Below are 15,050 nucleotides of genomic sequence, written 5' to 3'. Positions count from 1 at the left end.
CGCCAGATCAGATCTGGCGGGCGCGCGAGGACGGACCGGGGTGGCCAGCTCTCCGGACCGAGGCGGCTCCGCGGTGCGGCCGCCGAGGTGCGGCGAGAACGCATGGCGAATCGATGACGAATGTCACCGCCCGTGCGACGGCCGCGGAAGAACACTTGAACTCACCGCGCCGGAAGAGTGGAGGAGGGGACGCATGCTCAAGGAGTGGAACCAGCGTCGGGCCGCGAGGCGGGTCAAACCCGGGGATGGCCGACCGCTGAAGCCTTTCCGCTGGTGGCAGTTGGTCGGCCGGGTGCTTTTCTACCTCCGGCTGACGGGCCTGGACGGTCGGCGGACCGTGTACGCCGTCGACGTCCGCCGCTGGGGGGACAAGGAGACGGGCGAGCTGCGGGCCGATCTGTATCTCGACGGCCGCCATCACGCCCGGTCCAAGCTGCCCGCCCGCTTTCCCGTCGAAGGCGGCAGGGTGGAGGTGAGGATGAGCGCCTTCGGGCTCAAGCGCTGTCATTACGTCACCACCGAGGGCACCGAGCACCAACTGGTCCCGGACCGCGACTCCGCCGAGGGCCGCCGCGCGTACCTCGACCGCGCGCATCCGGCGCTGAGCCGCGTGATCGGCTCCCTCTCAGTGGTCATGCTCCTCGTCTCGCTGGCGATCCTCGTCCCGCAACTCGTCGAGAAGGCCCTTCCGCCGACCCTCGGGACGTTCAACTCACCCTTCGACCTGCCGGTGTGGCTCAACGCCGCGGTCGTGCTGGGCTCGGCGACCGCAGCGACGGAGCGGGCGCTGCGGCTGCGTTACCACTGGCTCCTGGACGGTGCGGCGGGCTGACCGTCACACCCGAGCCCGGCTCGTTCCGATCGACCGCCGACGCTCGCCGTTCGGGTCCCGACCCAGGGCCCGGCGCACGCCGCCGCCGGCCGCCGTCAGACCGCCGTCAGACCGCCGGGGCCGGGCGGAGCAGTTCGGCCGCCAGTTTCCGGGCCTCCTCGCTCCACTCCGTGGGACGCCGCGTCTCCGGGTCCACGTGGATCAGCGTGCGCATGCCGTACGCGTACGTCGTCGGCCCGCCGTCCGCCGAGCAGACGCGGAAGCCGTACGTGAGCGACGTACGGCCGATCCGTTCGATCCAGATGCGGACGCCGTACTCGCCGGGGTGGTCGATCGGCGCCTCGAAGGTGATCCGGAATTCCTTGACGACGTTGAAGGAGTCCGGGAGCGGGGTCCAGTCCGTCGTGTAGGCCAGTCCCCGCTGCTGCCAGTACGCGATCCAGGCACGTTCGACCAGCACGCCGTACCGGCTGTTGTAGAGCATCCGGAAGGAGTCCAGCTCGTCGAAGTGGACCGCCACCGGGATCAGGAATCCGTACGGCTCGGCCACCCACTCCGTCACCGGCTCCCCCGCGGCCCCCGCCACTCAGGCTTCCCGCGTGTGGAAGTAGTAGAACACCGCGATCGCCGTCGCCCCGCCCACCGCCAGCCCGATGCCGGAGGACCGCAGCACGCTCGCGTACGTGAGGCTGTGCAGGAATCCCACGGACATGCCCGCCACCACGCCGAAGGCCGCGGCCCGCAGTTCGGGCTCGATCGTCGTGGGAAGCCGCATCAGTACGAAGACGAGCCCGGCCAGCGCCAGCCCGGAGATCAGGCCGAGGGCGATCTGCAGGGCGTTGAGCGGGCCGCCGTGGCGTTGGATGAACGGCGCCCAGATGCCGTAGAGGATGCCCAGCGTGACCGGCACCGCGATGGCGCGGAGGGGGATCGGGGGCTTCGTACGCCCGGAGGACCCGGAGGACCCGAAGAAGCCCTGGAAGCGCGACGGGCGCGCGTGCCGCGGTCCGGTGGTGGGCCTGGACGTCGGTGCCTGTGTGGCCATGGCAGAGAACTCCTCCCGCTCGCCCCTCTTCCAGGGCACACCCGCCGACGCCCCCCGGCAACTCGGACAGGCCCTGAGGCCCCAGGGCTGACAGCCCCACCCCCCATACGTCACTGTGGCCACCGTGATCCCTCCCCGCCCCGCCCGTCCGACGGCCCGGCTCGCGCCCCCCGAGTGGCTGCTCAGCGGCCTGCGCCCGAAGGCCGCCCCCATCCCCCGGGCCGCCGTCGTCCGCGCCGCCGTCGCGCTGACCACCCCGCTCGCCGTGGGGCTCGCCTACGACCGGCCCACCTACGGCGCCCTCGCCGCCATGGGCGCCCTGTCCGGCGTGATCAGCGACACCGCCGACGCCTACCGGCTGCGGATACTGAACATCGCGATCCCCCAGCTCCTCGGCGCGCTCGGCGTCACCCTCGGCACCCTCGTCTTCGACCGGGGCTGGCTCGCCGTCGTCGCGCTGACCCTCGTCGCGCTCGTGTCCGGGATGATCTCCTCGATCGGCGCGGTGGCCTCCGTCTCCGGGCTGCTCCTGCTCCTCAACGCCGTCGTCGGCGCCGGTCTCCCGATGCCCCACCCCTGGTGGGTGGCCCCGCTGCTGCTCGCCTGCGGCGGCCTCTTCGTGCTCGTGCTGTCCCTGCTCGGCTGGCCCTTCCGCGGCCGGATCGCCGAACGGACCGCCGTCGCCGACGCCTACCGCGCCTGCGCCGACCTGCTGGAATCCGCGGCCCGCGAGGACGGCGACTACGACACGAAGCGGCAGGCCGTCACCGAGGCGCTGAACCAGGCGTACGACCTCGTCCTCGCCCGGCGCGCCCGCGACCACGGCAGGCGCGGCCCCCTCGTACGGCTGCTCTCGCAGCTCAACGTGCTCATCCCGCTGGTCGAGGCCGCGCCCGCCGCGCAGCTGCGGCGCCACCCGCTGCCGGACGAGATCCCGGCCGCCGTACGGGAGTTGGCGCAGGCGATCGACGAGAGCAGGCTCGGCGGCGCCGACCTCGACCTGCCGGCGCCCGAAACCCCCTCCGAACGCGCCGTCGACGTCGCGCTGCGGCACGCCGCGTCCGTCGTGCACAAGGCCGACCCCGACCCGTACAACGTCGACGACCGCCTCGGCCGCCCCGCCGCGCTCGGCGTCCGGATCCGGCGCGCCGGGCGCGACGTGCTGTTCAGCGAGTCGTCCTGGCGCTACGGGCTGCGCCTCGCGCTCTGCATCGGTCTCGCGCAGTCCCTGGTGTCGCTGATCGACGTACCGCGCTCGTACTGGGTCGCCCTCACCGTCACCTTCGTCCTCAAACCGGACTTCGGCTCCGTCTTCTCGCGCGCCGTCCTGCGCGCGCTCGGTACGGCGGCCGGTCTCGTCGTCGCGGCGGCCGTGCTGTCGCACGTACCGCGCGGCTGGTGGGACGTGCCGGTGATGCTGGTGCTCGCCGCGTTCATCCCGGCGCTCTCCGCGAAGAGTTACGGCTTCCAGACGGCGGCCATCACACCCGTGATCCTGTTGCTCTCGGACGTGCTCAACCACGAGGGGTTCGCGCTGGTCGTGCCGCGTCTCGTGGACAGTCTCATCGGCTGCGCGATCGCGCTGATCGCGGGCTATCTGCTCTGGCCGGAGAGCTGGCACACCCGGATCGGCGACCGGCTGGCGGACGCCGTCGAGGACACGGCGGACTACCTGGCGTACGCCTTCGGCCCGACCACCGGTCTTCCGGCGGCCGAGGAGGATGCGGGGGCGGGGGCGAAAACAGAGACGGAGACAGAGACGGAGGCGGCGGCGAACCAGGCCGAGCGCGTGCGGCGGCGGCGCGTGATCTACCGCGACCTGTCCGTCGTACGCACCGAGTTCCAGCGCGCGCTCACCGAACCACCCCCCACCGGCACGCGCGCCGCCGCCTGGTGGCCGCTGGTCGTCGCGCTGGAGCGGATCATCGACGCGACGACGGCGGCGCGGGTACGCGTCAACCACGGGGCGCCGCCGCCCGGCGCGGCCGAGATCGCGGACGCGGAGAGGCAGTTGCGGGAGCTGGCGGCGCGGGTGCGCTCCAGTGTCGTCCTGGTGGACGTACGCAAGGGGTGGTCGGCGGCCGACGACGAGAAGGGGGTGCTCGCGCCGCTGCGGCAGGAGCTCCGGTCGGCGCAGGCGATCACGTCGCCCCGCCGGTGACCGGGCACCGGCGAGGCACGTGGCCGCTCAGTAGTCCGGTGCCTTCAGCGTCACCCAGACCCGCTTCCCCGGCCCCTGCCTCGGCGCCACCCCCCAGTCGTCCGCGAGTGCGGCGACCAGGGCCAGCCCGCGCCCGCACTCGTCGATGGGGTCGGGCGTACGCGGCCGGGGCAGCGAGTCCCCCGCGTCCTCGACCTCCATCCGCAGCAGCCCGTCGGACCTCTGTACGGTGACCGCGATCTCCCGCCCCGGTGGCGACCCGTGCCGCAGCGCGTTGGTGACCAACTCCGACAGCAGCAACGCGGCCGTGTCGCCCAGCTCCCCCGGCAGACCCATGAGCCCCCGCAGGGCCTCCCGCGCACGGCCGACGCTGCGGGGATGACGGGGGAGCCGAAGCCTCATGTGCTGGTCACAGTCGTGGTTCATGAAGATGACCTTCCCCACGACAGGGACTTTTACTGTCCGCGCACGGAAGGTGACTGTGTGCGGCTACCCTTCACTCGTCTCTCGGACGGAACGGCTCCTGGCCCGGACAGCCCGACACGGCCTAGGGCCTGTCTTCAAAGTCCCGCCTGGCCTGCGACGCCTGGCACGGCACCTCGCCGCGTTGTCGGAGTCGACCAAGTACGCCCAGTACGAGGCCGATCCTCCGCCTTGCGATGCACCGCACCAGCCGCCGCAGGCCCCGCCCTACGGGCGGACGGCGCTACTTTGAAGACAGGCCCTAGTGGCCCTGGAGTTCGTCCAGCACCCGCCGCTCGCGCTTCGTCGGGCGGCCCGCGCCGCGCTCCCGTACCGCCACCGGGCCCGCGAACTCGCGCGGCGGGGGCGGCGGGCTGTTGTCCACGTAGCACTGGACCGCCACCGGGGCGCCCACCCGTTTCCGTACGACCCGTGTCAGCACGACGACCCGCTCGCGCTCCGCGTGCCGGAGCCGGATCTCGTCGCCCGGCTTGATCGCGTACGCGGGCTTCACCCGCTCCCCGTTGACGCGGACGTGGCCGGCGCGGCACGCGGACGCCGCCTGGGAGCGGGTCTTGGTCAGCCGCACCGACCAGATCCAGACGTCGGCGCGTACGGTCCCCTGGTCCCCGGTCCCGGCATGAGCTTCAGCAGCAGCCATGCCGTCGAGCTTAGAGCGTGTCCTCCTCGGGCGCCGAGGAGTCGGTCGCCGTATCCGAAAGCGCGTCCCGCACCTCCTCCGCCGAGGTCTCCCGCAGCTCCTCCCCGACCACCAGCCAGCGCGTGATCCCCACCGATTCGAGGAACGGCAGATCGTGGCTCGCGATCAGCAGCGCGCCCTCGTACGACTCCAGCGCGCCCGTCAACTGCCGCACGCTCGCGATGTCGAGACTGTTCGTCGGCTCGTCGAGCATCAGCAGTTGCGGGGCCGGCGCGGCGAGCATCATCGCGGCCAGCGCCGCGCGGAAGCGTTCGCCGCCCGACAGCGTGCCGGCGAGCTGCTCCGCCCGCGCGCCCTTGAAGAGGAAGCGCGCGAGCTGCGAGCGGATGTGGTTGTCCGTGGTGCCGGGTGCCAGGCGCGCGACGTTCGCCGCGACGCTCAGCTCCGGGTCGAGCACGTCGAGCCGCTGCGGCAGGAACCGCGACGGCACGAAGGTCTTCGCCTCCCCCGACAGCGGCGCGAGTTCCCCGGTGAGCGTGCGCAGCAGGGTCGTCTTGCCGGAGCCGTTGCGTCCGACGAGGGCGATCCGTTCGGGACCACGTACGTCGAGGGTCCCTTCCCGCAGCCGCCCGTGGCGGGGCCGTACCTCGTGCAGGGTCAGGACCGTACGGCCCGCGGGTACGGCGGTACGGGGCAGGCTCACCCGGATCTCGGCGTCGTCGCGGATCGCGTCCGCCGCCTCCTCGCGCCGCTCGCGCGCGTCGCTCAGCCGCTCCTCCTGCAGGACCCGCGACTTGCCCGCCGACTCCTGCGCGGCACGTTTCAGTCCGCCCGCGACGATCCGGGATGCCTTGCGCTGCGCGTTGAGCTTTTTGTCCTGGCGCTGCCGACGGGCGTTCTTGATCTGCGTCTCCTCCAGCTCCCGCTTCTGGCGCCGTACGTCCGCCTCGGCGGTGCGCAGCATGCGGCCGGCCGCCTCCTGCTCGATGGCCAGCGCCTCCTCGTACGCGGAGAAGCCGCCCCCGTACCAGCTCACCGAGCCGGCGCGCAGCTCGGCGATCCGGTCGACGCGCTCCAGCAGTTCACGGTCGTGGCTCACCACGACCAGCACGCCGGAGCGCCAGGAGTCGACGGCTTCGTAGAGTCTGGCGCGGGCCGCCAGGTCGAGGTTGTTCGTCGGCTCGTCCAGCAGGAGGACGTCGGGACGCTCCAGGAGCAGCGCGGCCAGGCGCAGCAGGATCGTCTCGCCGCCGGAGATCTCGCCGACGGTGCGGTCCAGGTCGATCGCGCCGAGCCCGAGGGAGCCGAGTGTGGCGACGGCGCGTTCCTCGACGTCCCAGTCCTCGCCGACCGTCTCGAAGTGTTCTTCGCGTACGTCTCCGCTCTCGATGGCGCGCACCGCCGCCCGTCGTTCGGCGATGCCGAGTGCCTGGTCGACGCGGAGGGCGGTGTCGAGGGTGATGTTCTGCGGCAGGTAGGCGAGGCTGCCGCCGACGGAGACCGAGCCGGCCGAGGGGCGCAGTTCGCCCGCCATCAGCCGCAGGAGTGTGCTCTTGCCGGTGCCGTTGGCTCCGACGAGACCGTTGCGGCCCCGGCCGACGCCGAGGGAGAGCCCGTCGAGGACGGGGGTGCCGTCCGGCCACTGGAAGGAGAGCGCGGAGCAGGTCAGGGAGGCGCTGGGGGGCGGGGCGGTGGACATGGTGGTGGTCCTCGCTGGCGCGGTGGGATGGGGGCGTCGTATGCGAAGACCACGCGGCGACCGGGCCTGAGCCGGGAAACGGGATGCGGCTGTCCGAGAGGTGAGAGGGCCCGGGACGGCAGATGCATCGAGGTCGCATCCACGCGGGCGTACAGGCACAGGCAGGAGCCTGGAGCCGTACCGCGTGATGATCGCGAACCTCAGATGCGCAACGTCCACCTCTATCGGAGACAACAAGGACGCCGCCAACGATAGGCGAGGCGGTCGGTGGAAGGCAACGCGTTTCCGACTCTCACTAAATAGAGCGGTCGTTCTAGTGAGCTGCTAGCCTCATCGCTGGATAGAACGATCGTTTTAGAGACCTGAAGCACCGTAGAGCCTGAAGCACCGTAGAGACAGACAGAAGGAGTTGTGATGCGGAAGCAGTCGATCACCGTCGTCGGCCTGGGTCCGATGGGACGCGCGATGGCCGGCACGTTCCTCGACGGCGGCCACGACGTGACCGTGTGGAACCGGACCAGGAGCAGGGCCGACGGCCTGGTGGCCAGGGGCGCCACCCTGGCCACCACCCCCGCCGAGGCGCTGTCCGCCGGCGAGTTCGTGGTCCTGAGCCTGACCGACCTCGACGCGATGTACGCCGCCCTCGGGTCCGCCACCGACGCGCTGCCGGGACGGACTCTGGTCAACCTCAGCTCGGACACCCCCGACAAGGCGCGCGCGGCGGCCACTTGGGCGGCCGGCCACGGCGCGCGGTATCTCACGGGCGGTGTGTCGTCACCGCCCGCCGGCATCGGGAGCCAGGATTCCGTCACCTTCTACAGCGGCCCGAAGGAGGTGTTCGAGGACAGCCGGGAGGTCCTCGAAGTCCTCACATCGACCGACTACCGGGGCGAGGACCCGGGCCTGGCCGCGCTGTACTACCAGCTCCAGATGGGTGTCTTCTGGACGACCTCGCTTGCTTTCCTGCACTCCCTCGCAGTGGCCGAGGCACATGGGATCAAGGCGGCGGAACTGCTGCCGTACGTCTCCGAGACGGCCCGTACGATGCCGGACTTCTTCAGCTTCTACGCCCCGCGCATCGACGCGGGCGAGCACCCGGGCGATGTCGACCGGCTCGCCATGGGCGTCGCGAGCGTCGACCACGTCGTGCACACGTCCAAGGACGCCGGGGTCGACGCCTCGCTGCCCGAAGCGGTGCTGGCGATCTTCGAGCGGGGTATCGCGGCCGGGCACGCCGACGACAGTTTCACCAGCCTGATCGAGAGCTTCCGCGCACCGGCCGCTTGACCCGCCGGTCCGTCCGACGGCCGCCCCGCACCGGCTCCGGCCGCCCGTGCGGGGCGTTTCGTCGTCCGACGGCGCCCGCTTAGGCTCGGACCATGACCGACCCCGGCCATCCAGACGGCGAAGCGGCCGAAGATTCCGAAGGCTCCGAAGGCGACGACACCGGCGCCGGCACCAGCGCCGACGACAAGCACGACTCCGTACCGAGGTCGATACTCCCCGGCGCGCTGGCCTTCCGAGGCGCGGGCGGCGACGGACACCTCGGCGCCGCCGTCCGCCGCACCGCCCGTGACTGGACCGTCGACGCTCTCGCCTTCGCGTGGGCCGTGGCCGTGTGGGCGCTGATGGCCACCCGGCTCTCCACGTACGACTATCTCCCGGACTGGATCGTCGCGTTGGACGCGCCGCTCGGCGCGGTCGCCTGCATCGCCCTCTGGTGGCGGCGCCGTTTCCCGCTCCTCCTGGGGCTGATCATGGTGCCCGTCGGCGCCCTGACCAACACCGGCTCCGGCGCCGGCGTGGTGATCATCCTCAACCTCGCGCTGCGCGTCCCGTGGCAGCGCTCGCTGCCGGTGCTGTGCGCGATGATCGCGGCCGTCTCGCCGTACGTACTGATCTACTCGGTCCCGTACGAGGGCGGCTGGGCGGCCGCGGTCTTCGTCCTCGCCTACTACCTGGTCTTCTTCGCCTGGGGCAGCGCGCTCCGGGCCCGCCGGCTGCTCGTGCTGAAGCTGCGCGAGGACGCCGACCGGGAGCGTACGGAGCACGCGCGCCGCCTCGCCGAGTCCCGGCGCGCCGAACGCACCGCCATCGCACGCGAGATGCACGACGTCCTCGCACACCGCATCTCGCTGCTCTCCGTGCACGCCGGGGCGCTCGCGTACCGCACACGGCGGGCGGAAGCCGGGTCCGGCGTACAGCTGAGCGGCACCGAGATCGCCGAGAGCGCGCAGGTCATCCGCGACAACGCGCACCAGGCGCTGAACGAACTGCGCGACGTCCTGTACGTGCTCCGCACCGACACGGACAGCGGTGAAACCGCCCCGCCGCAACCGAGGATGGCCGACCTGAAGGGCCTCGTGGACGAGGCGCGGGCGGCGGGCCAGTCGGTGGACTACGGCGCCGAGGTCGACTCCGAACCGCCCCGCCCGCAGCTCCAGCGCACGGCCTACCGCGTGGTCCAGGAGGGCCTGACCAACGCCCGTAAGCACGCGCCCGGTTCGCGTGTCACGGTCAGGGTGTACGCGGGCTCCCCCCGTACCGACGTGACGGTCGAGGTCAGCAATCCGCTGCCCGTCGGCGTGACCGCGTCGGCGATCCCCGGCGCGGGCGCGGGCCTCACCGGCCTGCACGAGCGCGTCGAACTCGACGGCGGCACGCTGCGGCACGGCTCGGTGGACGGCACGTTCACGTTGAGCGCGCGGCTGCCGTGGCACTCACCGCCGGGCAGATGACAATCGCCGGACGGGCTGGGAGCAGCCCGTCCGGCGATCAGCACTTCGACTTCGGACGCCTCAGACGCCGATGTCGCCGCCGTCCTTGCGCCAGACCGCCACGACCGCCGGGCGGACCATCTTGCCGCGCCCGTCGGGCCACGCGCTGAGCGGGTTGTCGACCGTCGCGCCGTCGATCTCGCCCGGGTGCTGCACGGCGACCAGGACGCGCCGGTCCTGGACGATCGGGCCGCAGGTCTCCGCGCCGTTCGGGACGGTGAGGAACTGCTTCAGCTCACCACGCCGCTCCCCCTGCGTCGCCACACCGAACAGGCCGTCGTGCGAGCCGAGTTGGGCGCCGTCCGTGGAGATCCACAGATTGCCGTGCGAGTCGAAGGCCACGTTGTCCGGGCAGGAGATCTGGCTGACCTTGTCCTTCGGGAAGCCCGCGAAGTAGGTCGCCGGGTCCTTCGGGTCGCCCGCGACCAGGAACAGCCGCCAGGCGAAGCCGTCGCCCGCCGGGTCGTCCCAGTTCTCCGCCAGCTCCAGGATCTGGCCGTGCTTGTTGGCCTTGCGCGGGTTGGCCTCGTCCGCCGGGGCCTTGCCCGCGGCGCCGCGGTCGGTGTTGTTCGTCAGCGCGACGTACACACGGCCGGTGCGCGGCGAGGGCTCGACGTCCTCGGGGCGGTCCATCTTCGTGGCGCCGACCTTGTCACCGGCGAGGCGCGTGAACACGTACACCTCGTCGGCGGTCATGCCGGGCACGTGCGAGACGTCGCCGGTGGCGAGCGGGATCCACACGCCGGAGCCGTCGAACTCGCCGTCCTTGGGCAGCTTGCCGCTGCCGTCGACGTCCTCGACCGGGCTGTCGCCGGTCAGCTTCGCGACGTACAGCGTGCCCTCGTCCAGCAGCGTGAGGTTGTGCTGGTGGGCGGCGCGGCTGTCGCCCTTCTTCATCGCCTTGGACGACACGAACTTGTAGAAGTAGTCGAACTTCTCGTCGTCGCCCATGTAGACGACGGCCCGGCCGTCGGCCGTGAGGCGCGGCTGCGCGGCCTCGTGCTTGAAGCGGCCGAGCGCGGTGCGCTTGCGCGGCGTGAAGTCGGGGTCGTACGGGTCCAGCTCGACGACCCAGCCGAAGCGGTGCGCCTCGTTGGGCTCCTGCTTCAGGTCGAAGCGCTTGTCGAACTGCTCCCACTTGCGCTCGGTGGCGGCGGTGCCGATGCCGTAGCGCTTGTCGGTGGCGCTCGATCCGTTGGCGAAGTACTGGTTGAAGTTCTCCTCGCCCGACAGGATCGTGCCCCACGGGGTGGTGCCGCCGGCGCAGTTGTTGAGCGTGCCGTAGACCTTCTTGCCCGTACGGTCGACCGAGGTGCGCAGCAGCTCGGAGCCCGCGGCCGGTCCGGTGAGCCGGAACTCGGTCGTGACGGTGATACGGCGGTTCAGCTCGTGGCGCGGGACGACGGTGAGCTTTCCGCTGCGCGGCTGCTCGTCCACCACGACGACCGACAGACCATGCGCGGCCCAGGCGATCTCGACCTGCTCACGGGTGGGCTTGTTGGCGTCGTAACCCTTGAACATCAGGATTTCGTCGGTGTACTCGTGGTTGGCCACGAGGAGCTGCTTGCCGCGCTCGCGCTTGAGCGGCAGCAGGCTCAGGAAGTCGTTGTTGTATCCGAACTGGCCGGCCTGCGCCTTGGCGGTCTGCTTGTTCGGGTTGAACTCGGGGGCGCCGCGCAGGATCGGGTCGCCCCAGCGGACGACGATGTTCTGCGTGTAGCCGTCGGGGACGGTCACCTTGTCGGCGGTGTTGGGCGCGACGGGCGCGAAGCGCAGTCCGCGCGCGCCGTCGGGCTTCTTGCCGCCGTTGCCGTGGCTCTTGTCGCCTCCGACGAGAGGGGTGGCGGAGGCGGGAGTGTTGCCGGTGCCCGCGACGATGGCCGTACCCGCGGCGGCGGCGACGGTCACCACGGCGGCGCCGCGCATGATCGAACGGCGGGAGAGGGCACCGGCTATGACGTCGCCGACGTACTCGTTGTCACTGGTGTTGGGCGTCTCGTGGAAACACGCGTCACCGCAGCGGTAACGGCAGGTCATGGCGGAACGTCCGCCCGGGTGCGAGTTGAGCAGCGGCAGCAGTTTGCGCACTTTCCCCTCCGATGGGCCATGCTCGGCGCGCCCTGCGCCGACAATGTGTCGGGATATGTACGGCGGCGACGCTATGCGCGTAGGCACGCGGTTCAGCGGCCTCAAGGTGAACGTGGAATGAATGTGAGTCGACCGGGCTCCGGAGGGGGCCACCCGGTCACCACATTCCAGGTCCCGGGGCGCCCCTGCCGGAGCGGGCGCCGGGTGGCCGCTAACCTTACGTATCCGCCGTGGCCAGGGATGTTGAGTTCCGGTCGGGGTATGCCCCCGGATCCCCTGTTCCAAGTGCGGATATATGCCGCACCCAACTCATCTGAAAGGCCTCGCCCATGGGCATTCGGAGCTTGCTGCGCAAGGTGTTTGGTCGCGAGCGTGCGGAGCGTGACGAGTCGGCGGCCACGACGGTACCGGCCCAGACCGAGCGCACGCATCAGCCAGAGCCCACGACGCCAGTCACCACGACGACCACGACGACGGCCGCGGCCACGGTGCCCGCACCGGCCAAGGAGCCGTCACCCGCCGCTTCGAAAGTGACGGCGGAGAAGTCCACGACGAAGACGGACCGGCCGGAGAGGCCGGAGAGGTCCGAGAGGTCGGAGGCGGAGAAGGCCGACGACCTGGTCGCCGCGGCGTTCGACAACCCGCGTACGTCGACGCCAGAGCCGAGCGTACCGGCACAGACGAAGCGGGAGGAGCCGAAGACGGCGACGGTCCCGGCGCAGGCACAGGCGCAGCCGCAGGCACAGGCACAGGCACAGGAGAAGTCCACGCCGGAGCCGGAGCCGGTGAAGGCGCCGGAGCCGGAGGCGGTCGTCGTACCGGAGCCGGCGCCGGTCGTCGCGGCGGAGCCCGAGCCGGTGGCCGAGGCCGTCGTACCGGAGCCGACCCCCGAGCCCGAGCCGGTCGTCGCACCGGAACCGGTGGCCGAGGCCGAGGTCAAGGCCGAGGTGAAGGCCGAGGTGAAGGCCGAGGTGAAGGCCGAGCCCACCGTCGTACCGGAGCCGACCCCCGCCCCCGCCCCCGCCCCCGCCCCCGAGCCGGTGGCAGTGGTTGCCCCCGAGCCGGAGGCGGCCGGGAAGCCCGCGTTCTCCCTCGCCCGGGTCAAGTCCCGCGCGCCCGGCCTGGTCGACGCGTACAAGGCGGCCGGCGTCGCGCTCAAGGACCTCGGGCTGACCGGGGAGCGCGCGACCGTCTACCTCGTACTCGACCGTTCGGGTTCCATGCGCCCGTACTTCAAGGACGGCAGCGCCCAGCGCCTCGGCGAGCAGGCGCTCGCGCTCTCGGCGCAGTTGGACGAGAAGGCGACCGTGCAGGTCGTCTTCTTCTCGACCGAGATCGACGGTACGGGGGAGCTGTCCCTCTCCTCGTACGAGAACCGGGTGGACGAACTGCACGCCGGACTCGGCCGCATGGGCCGGACGAACTACCACCGCGCGGTGGAGGAGGTCGTCGCCCTCCACGAGAAGGCGGGCGGCCCGGGCCCGGCGCTGGTGATCTTCCAGACGGACGGCGCGCCGGAGGCCAAGCAGGTCGCGGAGAAGGCGTTCGCGGACGCCGCGAAGCTGCCGCTGTTCTGGCAGATCGTGGCGTTCGGCGAGCACGAGGCGAAGGCTTTCGACTTCGCGCGCAAGCTGGGCGCGGACGAGAAGGCGCCGAACGTGGCGTTCTTCCACGCGGGCCCGGCCCCGAAGGACCTCCCGGACGCGGAGGTCTACGGCAAGCTGCTCGCGGCGCTGCCGGCCTGGCGGTCGGCCCGTAAGGCTTGATCGCAACTGAGACTCCATGAGACGCGCCCTCCGGTGGACCACGGAGGGCGCGTCTCATTGTTTGGCAATGAGGTCCGACACGACATTGACGCGCTCACGCCAGGCCCTTAGCGTCAGCCAATGTTCATATCTGAACACATCGTTCAGCATGCTGAACATGCAGGCTGACCGAGTGACTGCGGGAAGGCACCCCCCATGCGCATGCGTCCGCTTCTCACCGCCCTGGCCACCGCCACCGCCGCGACCGCCGCCCTGGCCCTCGCGGCACCGGCCGCTCCGGCCGCGCCCTCCGTCCAGGACGACACCAAGTCCACCACATCCACCAACGGCGTCTTCGCGGATCCGAATGTCGCCCCCGGCGGCAACTTCGACCTCGCCGTGTGGCAACTCCAGGAGCCCGTGGGCTCTCCCGGCTCGCCGACCACGATCTCGTCCGACCGGCTCCAGGGAAAGAACGGCTTCCAGGACCAGTACTTCTACACGGACACCCGCGACGGCGCGATGACGTTCTGGGCACCGGAGAAGGGCGTCACCACGCCCAACTCGAACTACGCCCGCTCCGAACTCCGCGAGATGAAGCGCGGCGGCGGCGCCGCGGACTGGTCACTGAGCGGCAGCCACAAGCTCAGTGCGACCCTGCGCGTCGTGTCGGTCACGAAGAACGTCGCCGTCGGACAGATCCACCTCGGCAGCGGCGGCTCGTCCACCAAGCCGCTGGTCGAGCTGTACTACCGCTCGAACGGCGACATCGTCGTCGGTACGGAGAACTCGCCCGACGGCGGCCAGACACTGCACCCGGTCGGCAACGTGCCGGTGGGCAAGACGTGGACGTACACGATCGCGGTCTCGGGCGGCGACACGCTCGACATCACGGTCAACGGCTCCACGACGCACTACGACATCCCGTCGTCCTTCTTCAAGTACAAGCAGTACTTCAAGGCGGGCTCGTACAACCAGTCGTCGTCCGACAGCACGACGAAGGGCGCGAAGGTCGGCTTCTACGGCCTCACGGTCTCCCACAGCTGACGGGTCCCGCACGGCGCTCCTGCCCCATCGCGGACGGGAGCGCCTTCGTCAGCTCGCCCTGCCCGTCGTACGGGCCGCGCCCCTAGTGTTCTGAGTCGGTAATTCGTCGGCAGTATGAGGCCAGTGATTCGAGGATTTGGTCCGCGGTCTTCGTCCAGACGAACGGCTTGGGGTCTTCGTTCCATGAGTCGATCCAGGTGCGGATGTCCTTCTCCAACGCCTGGACCGACTTGTGGACGCCTCGCCGTATCCGCTTGTTCGTCAGTTCCGCGAACCATCGCTCGACCAGGTTCAGCCAGGACGAGCTGGTGGGCGTGAAGTGCATGTGGAACCTGGGATGGGCCAGCAGCCACTTCTTGACCGCCGCTGTCTTGTGGGTCGCGTAGTTGTCACAGACCAGGTGGACATTGAGCTCGCGTGGAATCTGCTTGTCGAGTTTGGTGAGGAACTTCTTGAACTCCTCCGCCCGGTGACGCCGGTGGAGCGAGCCGATCACCCTGCCACTGGCCGCGTCGAAGGCCGCGAACAGAGTG

Annotated in this window: 12 protein-coding genes and 2 pseudogenes; 6 read left to right on the top strand and 8 right to left on the bottom strand. The window is 71.0% G+C overall.

Going from position 1 to position 15,050, the window contains the following annotated elements; translation table 11 throughout:
- Nucleotides 1–193: 193 nt before the first annotated feature.
- Nucleotides 194–832: a hypothetical protein gene (locus tag ACFUN8_RS33175; protein ID WP_383645927.1), complete on the top strand. Its 639-nt coding sequence runs from the start codon at nucleotides 194–196 to the stop codon at nucleotides 830–832.
- Between the two features lie 106 nt (nucleotides 833–938).
- On the opposite strand, the gene ACFUN8_RS33170 is transcribed toward ACFUN8_RS33175, so the two are convergent.
- Together ACFUN8_RS33170 and ACFUN8_RS33165 are read right to left on the bottom strand one after the other, a co-directional pair.
- Nucleotides 939–1,418 (bottom strand): acyl-CoA thioesterase, encoded by a 480-nt coding sequence (locus tag ACFUN8_RS33170; RefSeq protein WP_383645924.1) that lies wholly within the window; start codon nucleotides 1,416–1,418, stop codon nucleotides 939–941.
- On the bottom strand, nucleotides 1,419–1,877 hold the full coding sequence (locus ACFUN8_RS33165; RefSeq protein ID WP_383645922.1) for a hypothetical protein: 459 nt from the start codon (nucleotides 1,875–1,877) through the stop codon (nucleotides 1,419–1,421).
- A 124-nt stretch (nucleotides 1,878–2,001) separates the two neighbouring features.
- On the opposite strand from ACFUN8_RS33165, the gene ACFUN8_RS33160 reads away from it, so the two are divergent.
- Nucleotides 2,002–4,038: an FUSC family protein gene (locus ACFUN8_RS33160; protein WP_383645919.1), complete on the top strand. Its 2,037-nt coding sequence runs from the start codon at nucleotides 2,002–2,004 to the stop codon at nucleotides 4,036–4,038.
- A 27-nt stretch (nucleotides 4,039–4,065) separates the two neighbouring features.
- On the opposite strand, the gene ACFUN8_RS33155 is transcribed toward ACFUN8_RS33160, so the two are convergent.
- The 4 genes and pseudogenes from ACFUN8_RS33155 to ACFUN8_RS33140 form a co-directional block, all read right to left on the bottom strand.
- The gene (locus ACFUN8_RS33155; protein WP_383645915.1) at nucleotides 4,066–4,464 is read right to left on the bottom strand and encodes an ATP-binding protein; all 399 of its coding nucleotides are present in this window, start codon (nucleotides 4,462–4,464) and stop codon (nucleotides 4,066–4,068) included.
- 298 nt (nucleotides 4,465–4,762) lie between these two features.
- The gene (locus tag ACFUN8_RS33150; protein ID WP_359771252.1) at nucleotides 4,763–5,161 is read right to left on the bottom strand and encodes an RNA-binding S4 domain-containing protein; all 399 of its coding nucleotides are present in this window, start codon (nucleotides 5,159–5,161) and stop codon (nucleotides 4,763–4,765) included.
- 222 nt (nucleotides 5,162–5,383) lie between these two features.
- A pseudogene (locus tag ACFUN8_RS33145) lies at nucleotides 5,384–6,125 on the bottom strand (ATP-binding cassette domain-containing protein); the annotation flags it as partial.
- A 123-nt stretch (nucleotides 6,126–6,248) separates the two neighbouring features.
- Nucleotides 6,249–6,860, bottom strand: a pseudogene (locus tag ACFUN8_RS33140) (ATP-binding cassette domain-containing protein); the annotation flags it as partial.
- Nucleotides 6,861–7,274: 414 nt separating this feature from the next.
- Between ACFUN8_RS33140 and ACFUN8_RS33135 the strand changes: the two are divergent.
- Complete coding sequence (locus ACFUN8_RS33135) at nucleotides 7,275–8,147, top strand: NAD(P)-dependent oxidoreductase (RefSeq protein WP_383645911.1); 873 nt, start codon at nucleotides 7,275–7,277, stop codon at nucleotides 8,145–8,147.
- A 92-nt stretch (nucleotides 8,148–8,239) separates the two neighbouring features.
- Nucleotides 8,240–9,598, top strand: coding sequence for a sensor histidine kinase (locus ACFUN8_RS33130; RefSeq protein WP_383645908.1), 1,359 nt, complete (start codon nucleotides 8,240–8,242; stop codon nucleotides 9,596–9,598).
- Nucleotides 9,599–9,658: 60 nt separating this feature from the next.
- On the opposite strand, the gene ACFUN8_RS33125 is transcribed toward ACFUN8_RS33130, so the two are convergent.
- Nucleotides 9,659–11,725 carry a PhoX family protein gene (locus ACFUN8_RS33125; protein ID WP_383645904.1) on the bottom strand — a complete coding sequence of 689 codons (2,067 nt, stop codon included), beginning with the start codon at nucleotides 11,723–11,725 and terminating at the stop codon, nucleotides 9,659–9,661.
- 329 nt (nucleotides 11,726–12,054) lie between these two features.
- Here ACFUN8_RS33125 and ACFUN8_RS33120 point away from each other — a divergent pair, with 329 nt between their 5' ends.
- Both ACFUN8_RS33120 and ACFUN8_RS33115 read left to right on the top strand, forming a co-directional pair.
- Complete coding sequence (locus tag ACFUN8_RS33120) at nucleotides 12,055–13,491, top strand: VWA domain-containing protein (protein WP_383645901.1); 1,437 nt, start codon at nucleotides 12,055–12,057, stop codon at nucleotides 13,489–13,491.
- A gap of 195 nt (nucleotides 13,492–13,686) precedes the next feature.
- On the top strand, nucleotides 13,687–14,517 hold the full coding sequence (locus tag ACFUN8_RS33115) for a polysaccharide lyase family 7 protein (protein ID WP_383645898.1): 831 nt from the start codon (nucleotides 13,687–13,689) through the stop codon (nucleotides 14,515–14,517).
- An 82-nt stretch (nucleotides 14,518–14,599) separates the two neighbouring features.
- On the opposite strand, the gene ACFUN8_RS33110 is transcribed toward ACFUN8_RS33115, so the two are convergent.
- A partial coding sequence (locus ACFUN8_RS33110) for an IS630 family transposase (RefSeq protein ID WP_383645895.1) occupies nucleotides 14,600–15,050 on the bottom strand: 451 nt, incomplete at its 5' end.

The organism is Streptomyces sp. NPDC057307, from assembly GCF_042667665.1.
Taxonomy (GTDB): domain Bacteria; phylum Actinomycetota; class Actinomycetes; order Streptomycetales; family Streptomycetaceae; genus Streptomyces.
This window is presented reverse-complemented; position numbering and strand designations above follow the sequence as displayed.